General features: G+C 58.4%; 12 protein-coding genes, 2 tRNA genes and 3 rRNA genes. 5 read left to right on the forward strand and 12 right to left on the reverse strand.

Annotation, left to right across the window (positions count from 1 at the left end):
• The first annotated feature begins 11 nt into the window (after nt 1-11).
• The gene (locus AC1DS5_RS15255; RefSeq protein ID WP_477719100.1) at nt 12-1,130 is read left to right on the forward strand and encodes a phosphatase PAP2 family protein; all 1,119 of its coding nucleotides are present in this window, start codon (nt 12-14) and stop codon (nt 1,128-1,130) included.
• A 31-nt stretch (nt 1,131-1,161) separates the two neighbouring features.
• A complete protein-coding gene (locus tag AC1DS5_RS15260; RefSeq protein ID WP_477719101.1) occupies nt 1,162-3,063 on the forward strand; it encodes a S8/S53 family peptidase in 1,902 nt (633 codons plus the stop codon).
• Between the two features lie 13 nt (nt 3,064-3,076).
• On the opposite strand, the gene AC1DS5_RS15265 is transcribed toward AC1DS5_RS15260, so the two are convergent.
• From AC1DS5_RS15265 to AC1DS5_RS15285, 5 genes are all read right to left on the reverse strand, one after another.
• The gene (locus tag AC1DS5_RS15265) at nt 3,077-3,736 is read right to left on the reverse strand and encodes a Crp/Fnr family transcriptional regulator (RefSeq protein ID WP_477719102.1); all 660 of its coding nucleotides are present in this window, start codon (nt 3,734-3,736) and stop codon (nt 3,077-3,079) included.
• 209 nt (nt 3,737-3,945) lie between these two features.
• Nucleotides 3,946-4,614 (reverse strand): helix-turn-helix transcriptional regulator, encoded by a 669-nt coding sequence (locus AC1DS5_RS15270; RefSeq protein ID WP_477719103.1) that lies wholly within the window; start codon nt 4,612-4,614, stop codon nt 3,946-3,948.
• A gap of 205 nt (nt 4,615-4,819) precedes the next feature.
• Nucleotides 4,820-5,734, reverse strand: coding sequence for an esterase/lipase family protein (locus AC1DS5_RS15275; RefSeq protein ID WP_477719104.1), 915 nt, complete (start codon nt 5,732-5,734; stop codon nt 4,820-4,822).
• Between the two features lie 57 nt (nt 5,735-5,791).
• On the reverse strand, nt 5,792-7,417 hold the full coding sequence (locus AC1DS5_RS15280; RefSeq protein ID WP_477719105.1) for a GMC family oxidoreductase N-terminal domain-containing protein: 1,626 nt from the start codon (nt 7,415-7,417) through the stop codon (nt 5,792-5,794).
• A 14-nt stretch (nt 7,418-7,431) separates the two neighbouring features.
• Nucleotides 7,432-7,938, reverse strand: coding sequence for a hypothetical protein (locus AC1DS5_RS15285; RefSeq protein WP_477719106.1), 507 nt, complete (start codon nt 7,936-7,938; stop codon nt 7,432-7,434).
• Between the two features lie 67 nt (nt 7,939-8,005).
• Here AC1DS5_RS15285 and AC1DS5_RS15290 point away from each other — a divergent pair, with 67 nt between their 5' ends.
• The 3 genes from AC1DS5_RS15290 to AC1DS5_RS15300 are packed head-to-tail and all read left to right on the forward strand — an operon-like array spanning nt 8,006 to nt 11,441.
• On the forward strand, nt 8,006-8,752 hold the full coding sequence (locus tag AC1DS5_RS15290; protein WP_477719107.1) for a DUF8198 family protein: 747 nt from the start codon (nt 8,006-8,008) through the stop codon (nt 8,750-8,752).
• A gap of 58 nt (nt 8,753-8,810) precedes the next feature.
• Entirely contained in the window at nt 8,811-10,496 is a 1,686-nt protein-coding gene (locus AC1DS5_RS15295) for an AMP-binding protein (RefSeq protein WP_477719108.1), read from the forward strand.
• Nucleotides 10,497-10,520: 24 nt separating this feature from the next.
• Nucleotides 10,521-11,441 (forward strand): MBL fold metallo-hydrolase, encoded by a 921-nt coding sequence (locus AC1DS5_RS15300; protein WP_477719109.1) that lies wholly within the window; start codon nt 10,521-10,523, stop codon nt 11,439-11,441.
• A 206-nt stretch (nt 11,442-11,647) separates the two neighbouring features.
• Here AC1DS5_RS15300 and rrf read toward each other — a convergent pair.
• From rrf to AC1DS5_RS15335, 7 genes are all read right to left on the reverse strand, one after another.
• A 5S ribosomal RNA gene (gene rrf / locus AC1DS5_RS15305) occupies nt 11,648-11,760 on the reverse strand.
• A 146-nt stretch (nt 11,761-11,906) separates the two neighbouring features.
• A 23S ribosomal RNA gene (locus tag AC1DS5_RS15310) occupies nt 11,907-14,786 on the reverse strand.
• 306 nt (nt 14,787-15,092) lie between these two features.
• Nucleotides 15,093-15,168, reverse strand: a tRNA-Ala gene (locus AC1DS5_RS15315).
• A 27-nt stretch (nt 15,169-15,195) separates the two neighbouring features.
• A tRNA-Ile gene (locus AC1DS5_RS15320) sits at nt 15,196-15,272 on the reverse strand.
• 139 nt (nt 15,273-15,411) lie between these two features.
• Nucleotides 15,412-16,946: ribosomal RNA gene (locus tag AC1DS5_RS15325) — 16S ribosomal RNA — on the reverse strand.
• The 16S, 23S and 5S rRNA genes sit together here with 2 tRNA genes alongside, the layout of an rRNA operon.
• Nucleotides 16,947-17,438: 492 nt before the next feature.
• Nucleotides 17,439-19,751 carry a xanthine dehydrogenase family protein molybdopterin-binding subunit gene (locus tag AC1DS5_RS15330; protein ID WP_477719110.1) on the reverse strand — a complete coding sequence of 771 codons (2,313 nt, stop codon included), beginning with the start codon at nt 19,749-19,751 and terminating at the stop codon, nt 17,439-17,441.
• Entirely contained in the window at nt 19,748-20,227 is a 480-nt protein-coding gene (locus AC1DS5_RS15335) for a (2Fe-2S)-binding protein (RefSeq protein ID WP_477719237.1), read from the reverse strand. Before AC1DS5_RS15335 ends, AC1DS5_RS15330 begins: the two co-directional genes overlap by 4 nt.
• Nucleotides 20,228-20,276 lie beyond the last annotated feature (49 nt).

The following is a 20,276-nucleotide window of genomic DNA, read 5'->3' on the forward strand; positions in this document are numbered from 1 at the left end:
AGGAGCTAAGAATGTCTGAATTGTCTTCAATGGGTGGGGGGTTTGGTGGGGGGTTCGGTGGAGGTTTTGGAGGTGGTTTTGGTGGGGGGTTCGGCGGAGGTTTTGGGGGTGGGTTCGGCGGAGGCTTCGCCGAGGCGCCAGAATCTCCACTCGTTGCCAGCGCCTTGACGCTGAGCCGGGCAGCGCTGGTTGGGCCTTTTCAAGGAGACACCTTGCCCATCAATTTGCCAACGCCGCTGGATACACCAGAACGATTAGCAGACTGGGCTGTAGGCCCCCGCTTGCAGATTTGCGAGCTTGATCTTCTGGCAGGATTGCACTTCACAACTGATCAGGCCAAGGAAGCCGTGGCCTTGGCGTTTGTAAATCTGAATAAAAAGCCCCTCAAAAGCCAAAATTTAGTGAAGCTCGTGCGGCCCACCGCAAAAGTTTTCAAGAAGCAGTTGGAGCTTGTTGCCAACTACGCACAACTTCGCGAAGACCGCGGCGGAGAAATCCTCGCGCAGATGGGCGGTGCGCTGGATTTTTACGCCTCCATCGTCGGCCTGCAGCCGCACCGTCACAAGTACACGATCGAACTACTCGCTTTGGCAATGTCACTCGCTACTCATGTGGAGATGCGTTTCAAGCACGCCTTTGCATGCCCTCGCCCCGTTGAATTGTCGCCCCAGATTCAGCCCATGATTCCCACGCCGGGGCATGCAAGTTGGCCCAGCGGGCATGCCACCGAAGCATTCATGGCAGCGACCTTGCTGCAAGCTTTGATCCCTCAAGGCGAAAAGTACAAAGAACAACTTGAGCGACTGGCGGCTCGCGTGGCCGTTAACCGAACGGTTGCCGGCCTGCATTACCCCGTCGACAGCGCGGTGGGGCGCTTGCTCGGTACGACTTTGGGTGAGTTCATGGTGGCCCGCTGCATGGGCAGTTCAAAACTCCACCAACGCGGCTTTGACGGCCCCAAGTTTCATGATGCCAAAGGGCATGCAGTGGACTTCGACCTGCGTGTTTCCATGACAGACAACAAGAGCGGCTACTACCAACTGCTCTCGTCAGCGGGCGCGGTGGCCGCGTCGCCGCTGCTGGCCTTCATGTGGGGCAAAGCCGTTAAAGAATGGCAGCCGGTCAAGTAAGCAGATAAAAAATACAAGCGGAGCACCTGCCATGACCATGAAATGGACTGCCCTTCCGACAGGAAGTTTTACAAACATCGACTGGGCCAAGCCGGGCGCTACCACCGGCTTCGACCCTTATCTGGTGTGGGCTGAAGCGGATCAGTTCTCTGGCTATGGAAAACACAAGCCCAAGTGGTTATCCTTGGCCATTGAGCTGACACCGGGCACCAGCGTGGCCCAGTTTGAAGCGGCGGCATCACCCGCCTGGCTGCATGTGCCGCCGGTGTACACGTCACAAGCAGCCCCTGTCGGCCTGCGTTTTTGCACGGCAAAGGTAAAGCCGGCCTTTTTCAAGCATATCCAGCCCGGCGGCTCGCTGCATAAGCTCGTCAAGCGGTTTGAGTTGGGCATGACGCTTGGTAAGGATATGGACGACCCCAAGGCCGCAGGCGCGCCGGCTTACGCACCAGCCGGCCCGCGGTTGAAAGGCAAAGTTCTCGGCCTGATTGATGGCGGGCTGGCCTTTGCCAATGCCAACTTCCTGACGAAACAAAACGACAAGGGCAAGGCCCGTACGGCCTATTTCTGGCGGCAAGATCAGCGGGGCAAGGGCCCGTCGCCAGCCGCCATGGGCTACGGACACGAGCTGACGGCGGCAAATATCGACCAAGCCTTGCAACACCATACCTTCAACGGCCTGGTTGATGAAGAGGCGGTGTACCGATATTTCCAGATGGGCATGGAGCTTGAGAAGCGGGTGAGTCATGGCTCCCATGTGCTGGATCTGGCGGGTGGGCCGCGCACCCTGCAGGCGCAAGTGGCCGGGCCAGATGCCCCGCCGAGCTGGACCCTCGCCGATGACGACGCGAGCCGCGCACCCATCGTGGCGGTACAGCTGGACTGGGGTACCGTTAAAGACACGTCAGGCGGCTCGCTGAACGTTTATGTTCTTGATGCCCTGATGTACGTCCTCTCGCGGTGTGAGGCTGAAGCCAAACTGGCCGTCAACCTGAGCTGGGGCACCTTGGCCGGCCCGCATGACGGCACGTGCCTGCTGGAAGCTGCCATGGATCAGCTCATTGAACTCAAAGCCGGGCATCTGCAAATTGTGCTACCGGCAGGAAACAGCTACCAGAGCCGCACCCATGCCAATGCGACGCTATCAAAAAATGAGCGAATTGAGCTTAATTGGCGGGGACAGCCGGGTGATTCAACCCAGAATTTTCTGGAACTCTGGGTGGAACAAGGCCACGAGGGACTGGAAATCCAGGTGACACCCCCCGGACATCCGGCACTACCGCCTCTGCAGTTCGGTCAGTCCGGCCTATGGACAAACAGCGGGGGGAAACCACTGCTGGCCCTGATCTACCCGGCGAAGGTCGCGACCGGAGAGCATGGAACCTGCGCCCTGCTGGCCGTTGCACCGACGTTCAGTTTTGACGAAAGCACAGCGACCGCTCCGAGCGGTACCTGGAAAGTCGTGATCACCAACCGGGAAAAAGGCACCGCAACTTTTGATGCCTATGTAGAGCGCGATGACGACATACTTCAACTTGGCACCGGTGCCAGGCAGTCGTACTTTGAAGACAAATGGTACGACACCAGTGGCAACCCCGATTCCTTCGTCGACCATCCCGACAATCCAACGCCAATACGCCGCAGCGGAAATTTCAACAGCATTGCTACGGGCAAAAAAACCCTGACGGTGGGCGGCATTCGCCTCTCGGATGGCAGTTGGGCCCGTTATTCGCCACGCAAACCCGATCCGGACCAGGCCAGACCACAGCGTCCAGGCGTTGTCAAAGTACCGAAGACCCAAGCCGCCAGCGACGAGAATCCGGCATTAACCGGCGTTCGTGCAGCGGGCACCCGCAGTACGGCGGTGGTGCGCATGCGGGGAACCAGCGACGCGGCACCTCAAGAAACGCGTCAGACCCTCAACGCGATGTAGCCATTGAGGTCGACTACCAGCGCTGGGGCAGCTTCTTGAGCAGCGTGATGCGCTTGGTTTCCATCTCGATGTAGCCGCCCTTTTCCAGGTCCTTGAGCAGGCGGCTGACCATCTCGCGGGACGCGCCGACGCGGCTGGCGATTTCCTGATGCGTGATGGCTTCGAGCGTGACGCCGGCAGCCGTGGTGCTGGTTGTCAGGCCATCCTGCTTTTCAAGCACCGCGATGAGCCGGCCATACACGTCCAGCAACGCCATGTTGCGCGCAGCCTCGGTGGCGTCGCGCGCGCGGCGGATGACCCGCATCACCAGGCTAAGTGCAAACTCGGGCGCGCTGGCCAGGTGCTCACCCACTTCGGTGCGGTTGACGACGGCACATGTGCAAGGCTCCACGGTGATCACCGACGCCGAGCGGGGCCCGCCATCAAGCGACATTTCACCAAAATAATCACCCGCATAAATTCGGCCAAAGGTGATCTCCCGGCCGCTTTCGTCCATCGAAAACACCTTGACGCTGCCCTTGAGCACCACAAACAGGCTGTCGCCAATTTCGGCCTCATTGATCACCACAGCTTTTTTGGGATAGCTGCGCACCACGCCGCGCATGGCGAGCGCATGCAATTCGGGGGTCAAATGGGCGTACAGATCCTCGCCTGAGGCGGTAAATGAACTCATGATGAGCCGTAATCTAGCACGTTAGCGTCAAAAAGACGGACCGGAGCCTTTAAAAGCGCATGCTGGCGCCTGCAAAACCGGTCTTTTGCTGGATTCGGAAGCGCCGGAAGCGCCTCAACACGGCTCAAGCCGTCCGGCAACACCCCGAGCAAGGCGCCAACCTGCCGGCAGCAGCAGGTGGAGGGCCCCAAGTCACGTCACGATAGCCCTCAGTGCATTTGCCCCAGGGGCAGGGGCGCAATGGGCGGCAGGATGGCCACCCGGTTGACCAGCTCGCGCACGCCGCTGGAAGCGGTTTTGATGCACAGGCTGCGCACGTGGCTGCGCACGGTCGACACGGCAACCTTCATTTGAAGGGCGATTTCCGGGGTGCTCAGGCAGCGGCATAAAAAGGCCAGCACCTGCTCTTCGGTGTGCGTGAGACCATGGCTGCGGGCAAAAGAGCCGAAGACGCCCGAGTCGCAGACGCCCGGGCGCGACAAAAACAGCGCGATGCGTTCGCAGGGTGCACCCATCTGGCGATTGAGGGGGATGACGGCCAGCATGACATCCGCGCCGCTGGCCGTCAGCTTGAGCAGGCTGCGCTTGCCGTCGACCGCTTTGCCCAAGGCAACCTGGAGTGCCGTGGCATCGGTGGATGAAACGACCTTGAGTTCACCATGACTGGCGTTCAATACAAAACCACGCGCAAGCTCGCGGCGTGCCGCCTGGTTGGCGTGGAAAATCCGGCCCTGCACGTTGGTGACCAGCACACCATGGGCCAGTTCATCCATCAGCAGGGCCATCAGGTCCGGTTCATTGTCCGTGGCCGCATCCAGGCCACCAGGAGCCAGCGGCAGACTGGCATTTAAAAGGCCGTTATCCAGCATTGTTTGCATATTCCAGGCACTCCATCCTCTAAATAGATGAGCGTAGAAAGTCACCGCTGATCTGGATAGTGAATTTGCCTACCGATTTTTGTGCGAAATTACCATCCGCCATGGAAATGGTCCTGACCCCCCTGGCCCACCGCCAGCGCCGGGGCATGCGTCGCCCGCGGTTTGATTGGCATCTCACCGGCCATACAACCGGCATGGCCAAAGCTCAGGGCGACGGATCGTCCAGCATGGCCAGCGTGGCATTCATGACCGGCGGCAAAAACGCCAGTTGCACGTGGGCGGCGCCGCGCACCAGCCGGTTGTCGGCGTCGGGCAGGGTGGCGGTCGAGGCGGGAAACACGATGTTGTCGCAGTTGGAATACCAACAGGTAAAAAGCGTGTGGCGATCCTCTGGCATCTCATGGTCCAGCTGCGCCTGCCAGTCGGACAGCAAACGCATCTGGCGGCTGTTGTGCCCATGACCGAATCGCGCCAGCCAAGTGCCGCGGTGCGGTGTTCCTATGGTCACCACCTGGAACACCCGGGCCTCGGCTTTCATGTGCTTGAGCCAGGCCCTGGCGGCCAGCCCGCCCATGCTGTGGCAGACCAGCAGCGGCGGCAAGCCGGTGGCACGGGTGACCCGCTGGACGGCGTCTTCGATTTGCAGTGCGTAGTCGTCAATCGATCCGAACAGGGGCTCCAGGCTGAGGGCGACGAAGGCGTGTCCTCGGCCCTGCAGGCGTTGCAACCAGGGAGTCCACAAACCGCGGTTGCAGAAAAAACCATGCACGAACACGACACCACGCCGCCCGTGAACCACAGAGTGCGGTGCAAGCTGGTCCGGGATGGCATTGGCGCGAAAGGGCTGGCGCCAGCAGAACACCTGCGGCGCCGTGCCTGTTTCGCCCAGCCAGGCACGCAGGAGTTCTTTCCAGGTGGCTTGAGGCACCGGCACCGGATCTGCCTTGTTGATCACCCGAAGCAGCATGAATTCGATGGCAAGAAAGGCCGCATGGCCAAAGGTGATGACCAGGAACCCCGCCATGGCCAGCCAGGGCCTGCTGCTGCCGAAGTAAAGCAGCCAGCCGCAGGCCGCGGCCGCCAGGGTCAGGGTGATGAGTCTTTGTAGATATGCCAGCATGGAGCAACAAGCGCAGGCCTGCAGTATCTCAGGCCCTTACCTCAGGCCCGCAGGCCCTCAGGCCAGTGCGACATCCCGGCCGGACAGCCGTTTGGCCAGGTCCTGCGCGAGACGGTTCACCGCACCGTAAATCGACAGCTGCGGATTGGCACCGATGCTGGTGGGAAACAGGGACCCGTCATGAATCGACAGGTTGTCCAGCTGCCAATGCACGCCGTCGGGGCGCGTCACGCCCAGGCGCTCGGCGCCTGCCAGTCCGCAGCCACCCATGACGTGCGCACTCACGACCTTGGTGAGCCTGGGTTTCATTGGCAGCGCCTTCACGGCTTCGCGTGCCTGCGCCCACGAGGTGTAGGGCTGCGCCATTTCATGCAGGGGCAACACCTGCCGGGCACCGGCGGCAAACTGGATCTCCATCATGGACAGCAGCGCACGGCGGCCGCCCTCCATCACATAGTCTGTCAGCGGATAGTCCAGCACGGCGGAGTCGTCACTTCGCAGCTTGACCTTGCCGCCGGGCGACTCCTCATGAAAGCCGTCGCGCAACAGGGCCAGCAGCGTGTGGTTGTGTGGAAATGACTTGAGCAGATCATGCTGCCCCTGGCCGAAGCCTGGCACCGTTGACGCAAAAATCACCGGGTGCAGCGGCGGCGCCTCCAGCTTGTAGCCCATGGGGCCGTCCAGCGCCTGGGTGTCCAGAAAATGGTCGGAGTAGATGGCTTGCGGCGCGCCATTCCAGGCCTCCACCTTTTGCTCGAACACGCTGGAAGACATCACCACAGGATGCAAAAAAGTCCTGGCACCCAGCCGGCCGTGCGGGTCGGGCGCGCCCGAGCGCAGCAGCACCGCCGGCGAGTTGATTGCGCCGCCGGCCAGCACGTAGTGTTTTGCTTTTATTTTTATAGCTTCGCCTGATGGATTGACAGGGGCCAATGCCCCATTGGGCGCGACAGCCCGGCAAATCAGCGCGGTTACCTTGCCGTTGGCGAGCTCAAACTTCTCGGCGCGGGTTTCGGTTAGCAGCTGCGCGCCCCCGTCGAGCGCGGCGGGAATGGAGGTGACCAGCATGGACTGCTTGGCATTGGTGGGGCAGCCCAGCCCGCACGAACCGAGATTCCAGCAGTCTTTGACATTGCGTGAAATGACGGCGACGGGAATCCCGAGCGCGGCCGCACCGCGGCGCAGTAAGTCGTTGTTCTCGTTGGGCGCGACGCGCCATGGCTGGATGTTCAGTCGCTGCTCGGCCTGCGCGAAGTACGGCGCCAGGGCTGAGGCGGTGTAGCCGCTCAGGCCAAACCGGTCTTGCCAGAATTGGAGCGTAGCGGGCGGGGTGCGAAAAGAACTGGTCCAGTTGACGGTGGTGGAACCACCGACGCAGCGCCCCTGCAGGATGTTGATGGCCTTGTCTTCGGTTTTGCGGGCAGCGCTTTCCTGGTAGAGCGAAGGATACGCTTCGGACTCCTTCTGGTTGAAGTCGCTGCTGCTCTTCAAGGGCCCCTCCTCGATGATGAGCACCTGCAGCCCGGCCTTGGCCAGCAACTCGGCCGTGATGCCGGCGCCCGCGCCACTGCCAATGATGGCTACGTCGCAAACAATTTTTGCCGGGACAGGGCCCAGCGCACCACCCGAGACTTTCCAGCCGCGCTGAATGCCCTCGCGGATCGGGTCCCTCATTTGACTCATGCCGGTATTGATCCTCAGATTTTCAGGGGGCCGGGATACCCCAGCATGGACCAGTTGGCCTGATCCGAGAAGTAGGCGCCCGCCGTGATGTCGTGGAGCGCCGCATACGCCTGCTGCCGCAAGGCGAGGCTGGACAAGCGCATGTTCTGCAGCACCTGCTGGATGTCGGCGACAGTCGCCTCGGCCCACGGCTGGGCAAGGCCGGCAAATGTGCGGCGACCCGCCGCGCTGGCCAGCAATGACAGCAGTTGCGACAACTCGCTTTGCGCGTGAGGTGGTAGTGATTGCACGAGGGCATCAATCCGATGGAGCAAGCCCTTGAGCGCCATCTGGCGTGCAGCGGGATCAACCGGCAGGCTCTTGTCGAGAACAGCTTGGGCGACGGCCGCAAACACCTCCCGCCCGGCGGAACTCAATGAGCCGTCCTCGAGCCCGGGCTGCAGCAAGGCCGCAGCGCCGCCGGCCAACGTGAGCACAGCCGCCGAGGTCATGCCGAGCTTGAGAAGCGTTCGCCTTTGCATGCGGGAAGTTTCTCACGGGCTCCCGCGTTTCAATAGAGCACCATACCTAGATAAACTCCGGGTTTGTATGGACGCAACTGCAAACGATATCCGCGACGCACTGCAGGCTGTGGCCGGGATTCGGCAGTTGCACGCGGAGGATCCCTCACTGGCGCGGGCCAGCGCTGAAATCAAGCGTTTTCAGGCGCGCCGCTTTGAGGCCACTTACGTTGACCTTCTGCACAGCCCGCGCTATCAAACCGCTGCCTCCTTCTTCCTGGAGGAGCTGTACAGCGACCAGGACTACACCGAGCGTGACCAGCAGTTTGCCCGCATCGCCAACACCATCGCCAGGCTCTTTCCGCAACCTGTTGTGAATACGGCGGCTGCGCTGGCCGAGGCGCATGCATTGACGGAGAAGCTGGACGACCTGATGGCCCGGCAGTGGCTGGCTGACAAGTCGGCCCCTTCGGGCGGCAGCGAGTGCGCGCGCTACATCCGGTGCTGGCGCCGCGTGGGGGACGCGGGTGCACGGCAGAGGCAGCTCGACGTGGTGCTTCACCTGGGGCACGAATTGAACCACCTGACACGCACGCGGGGACTGCGCACGCTGCTCAAGATGATGCGCCGACCGGCAGCCGCTGCGGGGCTGAGTTCGCTGCAGCATTTTCTGGAAACCGGCTTTGATGCTTTCGCCGGCATGCGGGGAGCGGACGACTTCCTGAAATTGGTTGCCCAGCGCGAGACGGAGTGGATCCGCTCCCTGTTTGAGGACGAAACTGTCACGTGCGAGACCCAATTGAGCCATTTGCTGGCTGCCGGCGCACCGCATTAGGACAAGCCCCATGGGCCTTCGTCTGCAGGGCTTACACAATGAGCCGCAAGGAGTTTGTATGAACAGGCATTGGCTTAAAAGTTACCCCGATGGCGTCCCACACGAGATCGACCCGGAGCAGTTCCGCTCGCTCAACCAGCTGCTGGAAGATTCTTTCAGGAAAAATGCGTCGAAACCCTTTTCGGTCTGCATGGACCGCTGGATGTCTTACGGACAACTCGATGAGTTGTCATCGGCCCTGGGCGCCTGGCTGCAAAATCTGGGGCTGGAGCCGGGCGCACGGGTGGCCATCATGCTGCCCAACGTTCCCCAGTTCGCCGTAACCATGGCCGCCGTGCTGCGTGCCGGCTACACCTGCGTGAACGTGAATCCGCTGTATACCGCGCGCGAACTGGAGCACCAGCTCAAGGACTCGGGCGCCACCACGATTGTCATCCTGGAAAATTTTGCGGGGACGCTGTCCGAAGTCATTGAGCGGACACCCGTCAAAAACATCGTCATGGCCTCCATGGGTGATCTGCTCGGCTTTTGGTACGGGGCCTGGATCACCTTCGCAGTCCGCCACCTTGCCAAACTGGTACCAGCGTACAAGCTCCCGCTCGGTGACGGCCGCACCGTGACCACCTTCGGCCGGGCTGTGGCCGAGGGAGCCCGGCTCCCGCTCACGCCTGCGCAAAGCAATCTGGATTCGATCGCCTTTCTGCAATACACCGGTGGCACCACAGGCTTGTCCAAGGGGGCAATCCTCACGCACCGCAATATCGTCGCCGCCATCCTGCAGGCCGAAGCCTGGTTTACTCCGGCACTGCGGCGCATCGGCGATGTGAGCACGACGAACAACATTGCGGCACTGCCGCTGTATCACATCTTCGCGCTCACCCTGTGCCTGCTCACCATGCGCTGGGGTGCGCATTTGACACTGATACCCAATCCGCGCGATTTCGGAAAATTCATTGAAGTGCTGAAGAAACGGCCCTTTCACCTGCTGCCGGGAGTCAACACCCTGTTCAATGCCTTGCTGCAGCACCCACAGTTCAAGACCGTGGATTTTTCCAGCCTGTGCGTCTCCCAGGCGGGTGGCATGGCGGCGTCTGCGGGTACCGCCAGGCACTGGCTGCAAGTCACCGGCTGTCCCATGATCGAGGGCTGGGGCATGAGTGAGACTTGCGCCATCGGAACGAACAATCCCGTGACGAACCGGGAGTTCACCGGCACGATCGGGTTGCCGCTGCCCAGCATTGAAGTGGCCATCAAGGACGAGGACGGCAACTCCCTTGCGCCCGGCGAGTCGGGCGAGATCTGCATCAGGGGGCCGCAGGTGATGACCGGCTATTACCGCCAGCCAGACGAAAATGAGAAGGCGTTTACCCGCGACGGATTCATGCGCACGGGCGACATCGGCATCATGGATGAGCGCGGATACACCAAAATTGTGGACCGCAAGAAAGACATGATCATTGTTTCGGGATTCAATGTATTTCCGAATGAGCTGGAGAACGTGATTTCCTTGTGCCCGGGTATCGTGGAGTGCGCGGCCATTGGCATTGCTGATGAAAAGCAGGGGGAAGCCATCAAGGTGTTTGTCGTGAAGAACGACCCTACGCTGACTGAAGACGATGTGAGCGCCTATTGCAAAGAGCATTTCACGGGCTACAAACGCCCCAAGTACATCGAGTTTCGCGATGATCTACCCAAATCCAATGTCGGAAAAATCCTCAGGCGCGAACTCCGCGCAACGGCCTGACGCCGCGCCCACGGTTGCGTTCTGATGTCTAGTCAAACTTTGCCTGGCGGCATGCACGTTTTTGAGCGTGGCTGGCTTTCTTCCAACAATATTTTGTTTATGGCTGGCGAAGAAAGCCTGCTGGTGGACAGCGGCTACTGCACCCACTCGGCACAAACGCTGTCGCTGGTTGAGGCGGCACTGGGCGGCCGAAGCCTTGGCTTTCTCGTCAACACCCATTTGCACAGTGATCACTGTGGCGGCAATGCGGCCTTGCAGGCCCGTTACCCGGCCATGAAGACATTGATCCCGCCCGGGCATGCGCAGCAGGTGGCCCAATGGGACCCCGTGGCGCTGACCTATCAGCCAACCGGGCAGCTTTGCCCGCGCTTCGGATTCGACCAGACGCTTCAGCCAGGAACGCAAGCGCGGTTTGGCGCCAGTGATTGGCAAGTCCATGCGGCAACCGGGCACGACCCTCACTCACTGGTGTTTTTTGAACCTGCCGAAAGGGTGCTCATATCTGCCGACGCTCTCTGGGAGAACGGTTTTGGCGTGGTCTTTCCGGAGCTGGAGGGGGTCGATGCTTTTGCAGAGGTGGCCGCAACACTGGACATGATTGAGCGCCTGGATCCGAAAACCGTGATCCCGGGGCACGGCCGGGTTTTCGCCTACACCCCCGAGGTCCTGGCTCGCGCACGCCAGCGCCTCGACGCCTTTGTCAGCAACCCTGTCAAACACGCACACCATGCGGCAAAGGTGCTGCTCAAATTCAAACTGCTCGAGACGCAAAGGCAGTCTTTTGACGGGTTCACCCAGTGGGCCGCCAGGACGCCCTATTTCATACTGCTCAATGAACGATTTTTTGGAAGCATCCCCGTTCGTCCGTGGATAGAGCAGCTGTGCCAGGAGCTGGTCAGCGCCGGCGTGGCCCGAAGAGAAGGTGCCTATCTGCTGAATGCGTGACTCGCGATGTTGCTGAAGCGCGCCACGAGCCTGGTGCTGCTGTCTTATTCCAGGCAAGTGAAAAGTGAAATACAAAAAAGCCCACATCCAAGGATGTGGGCTTTTTATTTCAGGTTTCTTATTTCAGGTGTGCAACTGAAATCGTTGGTGCACAAAAGAAAACGCCCGGCTGATCAAAAATCAACCGGGCGTTCCTCGCTGTAAGAGCCTGACGATGTCCTACTTTCACACGGGAATCCGCACTATCATCGGCGCTAAGTCGTTTCACTGTCCTGTTCGGGATGGGAAGGAGTGGTACCAACTTGCTATGGTCATCAGGCATAACTTTTTGATCGATTGTTCAGAGAACAACCCATCGAATTCATAGAGCAAATCAGCTTTTGTTTAGTAGTTGCACATCTTTTGACAGATGCGTCTTTTGAATGCGTCAACTTGGCATAACAACTTTGAATGAATCAAAGTTATAGGGTCAAGCCGCACGAGCAATTAGTATCAGTTAGCTTAACGCATTACTGCGCTTCCACACCTGACCTATCAACGTCCTGGTCTTGAACGACTCTTCAGGGGGCTCAAGGCCCCGGCAGATCTAATCTTGAAACGAGTTTCCCGCTTAGATGCTTTCAGCGGTTATCTCTTCCGAACTTAGCTACCCGGCAATGCCACTGGCGTGACAACCGGTACACCAGAGGTTCGTCCACTCCGGTCCTCTCGTACTAGGAGCAGGCTTCCTCAAATCTGCAGCGCCCACGGAAGATAGGGACCAAACTGTCTCACGACGTTTTAAACCCAGCTCACGTACCTCTTTAAATGGCGAACAGCCATACCCTTGGGACCGGCTACAGCCCCAGGATGAGATGAGCCGACATCGAGGTGCCAAACACCGCCGTCGATATGAACTCTTGGGCGGTATCAGCCTGTTATCCCCAGAGTACCTTTTATCCGTTGAGCGATGGCCCTTCCATACAGAACCACCGGATCACTATGTCCTGCTTTCGCATCTGCTCGACTTGTCAGTCTCGCAGTTAAGCACGCTTATGCCATTGCACTATTAGCACGATGTCCGACCGTACCTAGCGTACCTTCGAACTCCTCCGTTACACTTTGGGAGGAGACCGCCCCAGTCAAACTGCCTACCATGCACTGTCCCCGATCCAGATAATGGACCTAGGTTAGAACCTCAAACACACCAGGGTGGTATTTCAACGTTGGCTCCACCCGATCTAGCGACCGGGCTTCAAAGCCTCCCACCTATCCTACACAGATCTGTTCAAAGTCCAATACAAAGCTACAGTAAAGGTTCATGGGGTCTTTCCGTCTTTCCGCGGGGAGATTGCATCATCACAAACATTTCAACTTCGCTGAGTCTCAGGAGGAGACAGTGTGGCCATCATTACGCCATTCGTGCAGGTCGGAACTTACCCGACAAGGAATTTCGCTACCTTAGGACCGTTATAGTTACGGCCGCCGTTTACTGGGACTTCAATCAAGAGCTTGCACCCCATCATTTAATCTTCCAGCACCGGGCAGGCGTCACACCCTATACGTCGACTTTCGTCTTAGCAGAGTGCTGTGTTTTTAATAAACAGTTGCAGCCACCGATTTTTTGCAGCCTCATTGGGCTCCCCAAGTAAATGGTTCACCTACTAAAGGCACACCTTCTTCCGAAGTTACGGTGTCAATTTGCCGAGTTCCTTCTCCTGAGTTCTCTCAAGCGCCTTAGAATACTCATCTCGCGCACCAGTGTCGGTTTGCGGTACGGTCGTGTGTAGCTGAAGCTTAGTGGCTTTTCCTGGAAGCAGGGTATCACTCACTTCGTCTGCAAGCAGACTCGTTATCACCCCTCATCTAAGCCCGGCGGATTTACCTACCAGGCACGACTACAGGCTTGAACCAACATATCCAACAGTTGGCTGAGTTAACCTTCTCCGTCCCCACATCGCACTACACATCGGTACAGGAATATTGACCTGTTTCCCATCAGCTACGCATCTCTGCCTCGCCTTAGGGGCCGACTCACTCTACGCCGATGAACGTTGCGTAGAAAACCTTGCGCTTACGGCGAGGGGGCTTTTCACCCCCTTTAACGCTACTCATGTCAGCATTCGCACTTCTGATACCTCCAGCAGGGTTTACACCACCACCTTCACAGGCTTACAGAACGCTCTCCTACCACTTGCAATAAATTGCAAATCCGCAGCTTCGGTAACTGGCTTAGCCCCGTTACATCTTCCGCGCAGGACGACTCGATCAGTGAGCTATTACGCTTTCTTTAAATGATGGCTGCTTCTAAGCCAACATCCTGACTGTTATAGCCTTCCCACTTCGTTTCCCACTTAGCCAATTTTAGGGACCTTAGCTGGCGGTCTGGGTTGTTTCCCTCTTGAGTCCGGACGTTAGCACCCGGTGCTCTGTCTCCCAAGCTGTACTCGTCGGTATTCGGAGTTTGCATTGGTTTGGTAAGTCGCCATGACCCCCTAGCCAAAACAGTGCTCTACCCCCGACGGTAATACTTGAGGCACTACCTAAATAGTTTTCGGAGAGAACCAGCTATTTCCAAGTTTGTTTAGCCTTTCACCCCTATCCACAGCTCATCCGCTAGTTTTGCAACACTAGTCGGTTCGGACCTCCAGTGCGTGTTACCGCACCTTCATCCTGGCCATGGATAGCTCACTTGGTTTCGGGTCTACACCCAGCGACTGATCGCCCTATTCGGACTCGATTTCTCTACGGCTACCCTATTCGGTTAACCTTGCCACTGAATGTAAGTCGCTGACCCATTATACAAAAGGTACGCAGTCACCCCTTGCGAGGCTCCTACTTTTTGTAAGCATGCGGTTTCAGGATCTATTTCACTCCCCTCCCGGGGTTCTTTTCGCCTTTCCCTCACGGTACTAGTTCACTATCGGTCAATGATGAGTATTTAGCCTTGGAGGATGGTCCCCCCATATTCAGACAGGATTTCTCGTGTCCCGCCCTACTTTTCGTTAGCTCAGTACCACAAGTCTCTTTTTGCATACGGGGCTATCACCCGCTATGGCCAGCCTTTCCAGGCTGTTCTGCTAAGAGTCTTGCTATCACTAACAGGCTTCTCCGATTTCGCTCGCCACTACTTTCGGAATCTCGGTTGATGTATTTTCCTCGAGCTACTGAGATGTTTCAGTTCACCCGGTTCGCCTCGCATACCTATGTATTCAGTATGCGATACCCCGAAGGGTGGGTTTCCCCATTCAGAAATCTCCGGATCAAAGCTAATTTGCCAGCTCCCCGAAGCTTATCGCAGGCTATCACGTCTTTCGTCGCCTATCATTGCCAAGGCATCCACCACATGCTCTTATTCACTTGACCCTATAACTTTGATTTCTCAGAAGTCATCTTCAAGGAATGATGTCTGGTCTTTCACCAGACGCGTTATGCCGTCTTCAAAAATCGATTTGACTCGAAATTGGAAGTTTCTTTTGACGCAATCAAAAAATTACTATGTCGCTAGCGGCACGGTCTGCACTAAACCTTTACGAATGTGCAGTTTCCGCTAGCAACGCTGATTTAACTCTATGAATTTTTAAAGAACAGCCAATAATTGAAATGAATCAATTAACACAAAACATCCTCAAAGAAGATGCTTTGCATTAATCAAGTACGACCAGGATAAGTTGGTGGAGGATGACGGGATCGAACCGACGACCCCCTGCTTGCAAAGCAGGTGCTCTCCCAGCTGAGCTAATCCCCCAGGATTCAAACTACTTCAAACCTGATTTGGTGGGTCTGGTTGGGCTCGAACCAACGACCCCCGCCTTATCAAGACGGTGCTCTAACCAGCTGAGCTACAGACCCTCTCGATTCAGCGTTGAATTCCGAAGGCGGCACCAATTAGATTAATAAATTAACTCTAAAACTAAATTGATAACCAATGCTGTTGTTTAAGACAACAGCCGATAAGAATGGGCGTAAGAATTTGATTGCATATTTCCAGAAAGGAGGTGATCCAGCCGCACCTTCCGATACGGCTACCTTGTTACGACTTCACCCCAGTCACGAACCCTGCCGTGGTAATCGCCCTCCTTGCGGTTAGGCTAACTACTTCTGGCAGAACCCGCTCCCATGGTGTGACGGGCGGTGTGTACAAGACCCGGGAACGTATTCACCGTGACATTCTGATCCACGATTACTAGCGATTCCGACTTCACGCAGTCGAGTTGCAGACTGCGATCCGGACTACGACTGGTTTTATGGGATTAGCTCCCCCTCGCGGGTTGGCAACCCTTTGTACCAGCCATTGTATGACGTGTGTAGCCCTACCTATAAGGGCCATGAGGACTTGACGTCATCCCCACCTTCCTCCGGTTTGTCACCGGCAGTCTCATTAGAGTGCCCAACTAAATGTAGCAACTAATGACAAGGGTTGCGCTCGTTGCGGGACTTAACCCAACATCTCACGACACGAGCTGACGACAGCCATGCAGCACCTGTGTTACGGTTCTCTTTCGAGCACTAAGCCATCTCTGGCGAATTCCGTACATGTCAAAGGTAGGTAAGGTTTTTCGCGTTGCATCGAATTAAACCACATCATCCACCGCTTGTGCGGGTCCCCGTCAATTCCTTTGAGTTTCAACCTTGCGGCCGTACTCCCCAGGCGGTCAACTTCACGCGTTAGCTTCGTTACTGAGTACTAATGCACCCAACAACCAGTTGACATCGTTTAGGGCGTGGACTACCAGGGTATCTAATCCTGTTTGCTCCCCACGCTTTCGTGCATGAGCGTCAGTACAGGTCCAGGGGATTGCCTTCGCCATCGGTGTTCCTCCGCATATCTACGCATTTCACTGCTACACGCGGAATTCCATCCCCCTCTACCGTACTCTAGCTATGCAGTCACAGATGCAATTCCCAGGTTGAGCCCGGGGATTTCACAACTGTCTTACATAACCGCCTGCGCACGCTTTACGCCCAGTAATTCCGATTAACGCTCGCACCCTACGTATTACCGCGGCTGCTGGCACGTAGTTAGCCGGTGCTTATTCTTACGGTACCGTCATTAGCCCTCTTTATTAGAAAGAGCCGTTTCGTTCCGTACAAAAGCAGTTTACAACCCGAAGGCCTTCTTCCTGCACGCGGCATTGCTGGATCAGGCTTTCGCCCATTGTCCAAAATTCCCCACTGCTGCCTCCCGTAGGAGTCTGGGCCGTGTCTCAGTCCCAGTGTGGCTGGTCGTTCTCTCAAACCAGCTACAGATCGTCGGCTTGGTGAGCTTTTACCTCACCAACAACCTAATCTGATATCAGCCGCTCCAATCGCGCGAGGTCTTGCGATCCCCCGCTTTCATCCTTAGATCGTATGCGGTATTAGCGTAAATTTCTCTACGTTATCCCCCACGACTGGGCACGTTCCGATATATTACTCACCCGTTCGCCACTCGCCACCAGGATTGCTCCCGTGCTGCCGTTCGACTTGCATGTGTAAGGCATGCCGCCAGCGTTCAATCTGAGCCAGGATCAAACTCTATAGTTTAATCACTGCAATAATTTTCAACTCCCCGCATTTGACTGCGGGAAGAAAACTCATAAAAACGGAATTGATGAGAAATCTTGACGATTTCACATTTTCTATCTCTATGAGCGTTTAAGGTCAGAAGACCTGGCTGATTAACTTTCGTTAACTTCGCCTGGCAATCGCCTTCAAACGCCCATACTTATCGGCTGTAAATTTTTAATGATCCTGACTACTTACTCGGCAACTTCGTCGCTTCGTTTTCGTCGTTTGCTGTGATCAGCTGAGCYTCAAATTATATACCGGATTTTGCAGCCGGGTCAACTTTTTTGACTCTTTTTTCTTCTTCTCTCTGCCGATATGAGCTTCTTGCGAAGCGCTTATTTATCAGCTGAGCCATAGACTATAACACTATTTTTCAGGCCCTGAAGAAGAAATCGAAACGCATTTGAGGCGGGCGTTCCATCCACTGCCGTACGCCGGCGCCCACTCATCCCGGACGGCCAGCTACCACTAGAGGGACAGGGGCAAGGAACGCATACGTTTACCGGTCAAGGTGAACAGCGCGCCGGCCAAGGCGGGCGCCAGGGACGGCACACCAGGCTCGCCCACGCCGGCCGGTGGGCGCGTGCTGGGCACCATATAGGTCTGTACCAATGGCGCCTGCGCCAGCTGCAGCATCGGGTAGTCGTGAAAGTTCTTCTGCTGCACCACGCCTTCATGAATATCGACCCGTCCGTACAGCGCTGCAGTCAGCGCGAAGACAACGGCGCCTTCCATTTGCTGCGCCACGATACCCGGATTGATCACCGTGCCGCAATCTATCGCACACACCACGCGGTGCACGCGTGGCGTCCCGCCCACCAGCGACACCTCCACCACCTGCGCCACGATGGAGCCGAACGATTCATGCAAGGCGAGGCCTCGCGCACGGCCGGCGGGCAGCGCAGCACCCCAATCAGCCTTGCCGGCGGCCAGATCCAGCACCGCGAGATGCCGGGGCGCGTGTCTTAACAAGGCACGGCGGAAGGCCAAGGGGTCCTGTTTGGCATCCCAAGCCAGCTCATCAATAAAGCTTTCCGAAAAAAAGGCGTTGTGCGAATGTCCTACCGAGCGCCAAAAGCCCACGGGTACGCCCATGCGGGTGGCCACATGGGACATTTTTTGGCTGGCGAAGCCGTAAGGCAGGTCAAACAGGCCTTCCGAAGTGGTTTTGTCAGGGGTATCTACCGGCCCGGACAACGCGGGCAGGCCACGGGCCATCCAGCGCGGCGTGATGGCGTCGCCCGCCGATTTGATGCGCAGACTGGTCACCTGGCCTTCTGCATTGACAGCGGCACGCAGCATGGCGACATGCATGGGCCGATAGAAGTCATGGGTGGTGTCTTCCTCGCGGGACCAGATCAGCTGCACCGGCCGGCCGCCGCACTCCATGGCCACGCGCACGGCCTGCGCTACAAAGTCCACCTCCAGCCGCCGCCCAAAGCCGCCGCCCAGCAAGGTGACGGTCAGCTTGACTTTCTCCACCGCAACGCCCGCCACCCGCGCCGCCGCCGCCACAGCCATCTGCGGCACCTGTGTTGGCGCCCACAGCAGCACCTTGCCATCCACCACTTGCGCCGTGCAGTTCATGGGCTCCAGCGTCGCATGCGCCAGGTACGGCGCACGGTACAGCGCTTCGATCTTGCGTACAGCGCCCGCTTCGGCAGTTTCCACGGCGCCTGTTTCATAAAAGGTAAAGCCATCCGTGCGCTCCAGGACGGTTTCCAGCTCTTTTTCGATCAGCCGGCTGTCCAGCGCGCCAGCGGGGCGCTGCTGCCAGTCGACCTGCACGGCCAGCGCGCCCTGCTGGGCATGCCACCAGGTTTTACCCACAACGGCAAACCCGGCGGTGGAGCCGGCGTAGGCGGGCAGGCGCACCAGGCGTTCCACACCGGGAAGGCCCAGCGCGACATGGGGGTTGATGGCGCCGGGCGAGCCGCCGAGCATGGGGCAGAGGCGGACAGCGGCAAACACCATGCCGGGCAGACGCACGTCCAGCCCAAAAGTGGCGCTGCCATTGACTTTGGCGGGCACGTCCTGGCGCGGGGCACTCTGGCCTATCAGTTTCCAGTCCTTGCGGCTCTTGAGTGTTACTTCGCCCGGCGGGGTGGCGGCGGCAAACCTGGCCAGCTCACCGTAATGGGCCGAGGGGCCCGAAGGATGCGAAATGACCCCGTTGCTGATGCTGAGCTCATCCACCGGCAGCTTCCAGTCCAGCGAAGCCGCCCCCAGCAGGCTGGCCCGTGCGGTGGCCGCGGCCGTCCGCAGCACCTCCCAGGCATCGGCCACGCTCGACGACCCGCCGGTCGCATTGATGCCCAGCTCGCGAGCAATCTTGCCCACCATCCATTCGCTGACCCTGATTTTGACCGGCCGGACTTTGGGCGCCCCCTCTGCAGAGTAGGTGTCCAGCTCAGTCGGATGAAAGGGCAAGCTGGCCACCAACATGGCCACATTGCCGTAAATGGTGTCGCTGCCGGCCTGCTCCAGGCTCACCCGCGCCAGGGGCACATCCAGCTCTTCAGCCACCAGCATGGCCAACGCGGTATGCACGCCCTGCCCCATTTCGCTGCGCGGCATGGCCAGCACGACGGATCCGTCGTCCCGAATCTTGATCCAGCCATTGAGCGCCACCGCGGTTGACGCCGGCATGCCGGCCACAGGCTCCGCAGGCGGGTGCAGGACAGCGCTGCCCAGCCGGGAACGGGGCGGCAACACACTCCAGCCGATGACCAGCGCCCCTGCAGCCCCCGCAGCACTCAGCAGCCAGGCGCGCCTTTTCATCGGTTGGCCTTTTTCACCGAACCATTGGGCGCCATACCCGCCGCCCGCTTGATGGCCACCCGGATGCGCTGGTAAGTACCGCAGCGGCAGATATTCGTCATGGCCGCATCTATGTCGGCATCGGTGGGTTTGGGCTTCCTGTCGAGCAAGGCCGCCGCGGCCATCAGCATGCCCGACTGGCAATACCCGCACTGGGGCACCTGCTCCGCGATCCAGGCCAGCTGCAGGGTATGGGGTTTGTCCGGCGTGCCCAGGGCTTCAATGGTTTGCACGCGTTTGCCCAGCACGGCCGACACAGGAGTCACACAGGAGCGCACGGCCTGGCCGTCCACCCGTACGGTGCAGGCCCCGCAGGCCGCCACACCGCAGCCAAACTTGGTACCGGTCATGTTCAGTACATCCCGCAGCAGCCAGAGCAGTGGCATGCCGGGGTCGGCCTCGACCTGCACAGCGCGGCCATTGAGGTCCAGCTTGATCGGTAACTCCACGCGGCGTCCTCCTGAAAGTCCATCAAGGACAGGACCA

This window comes from Polaromonas sp. P4_H1, assembly GCF_056400945.1.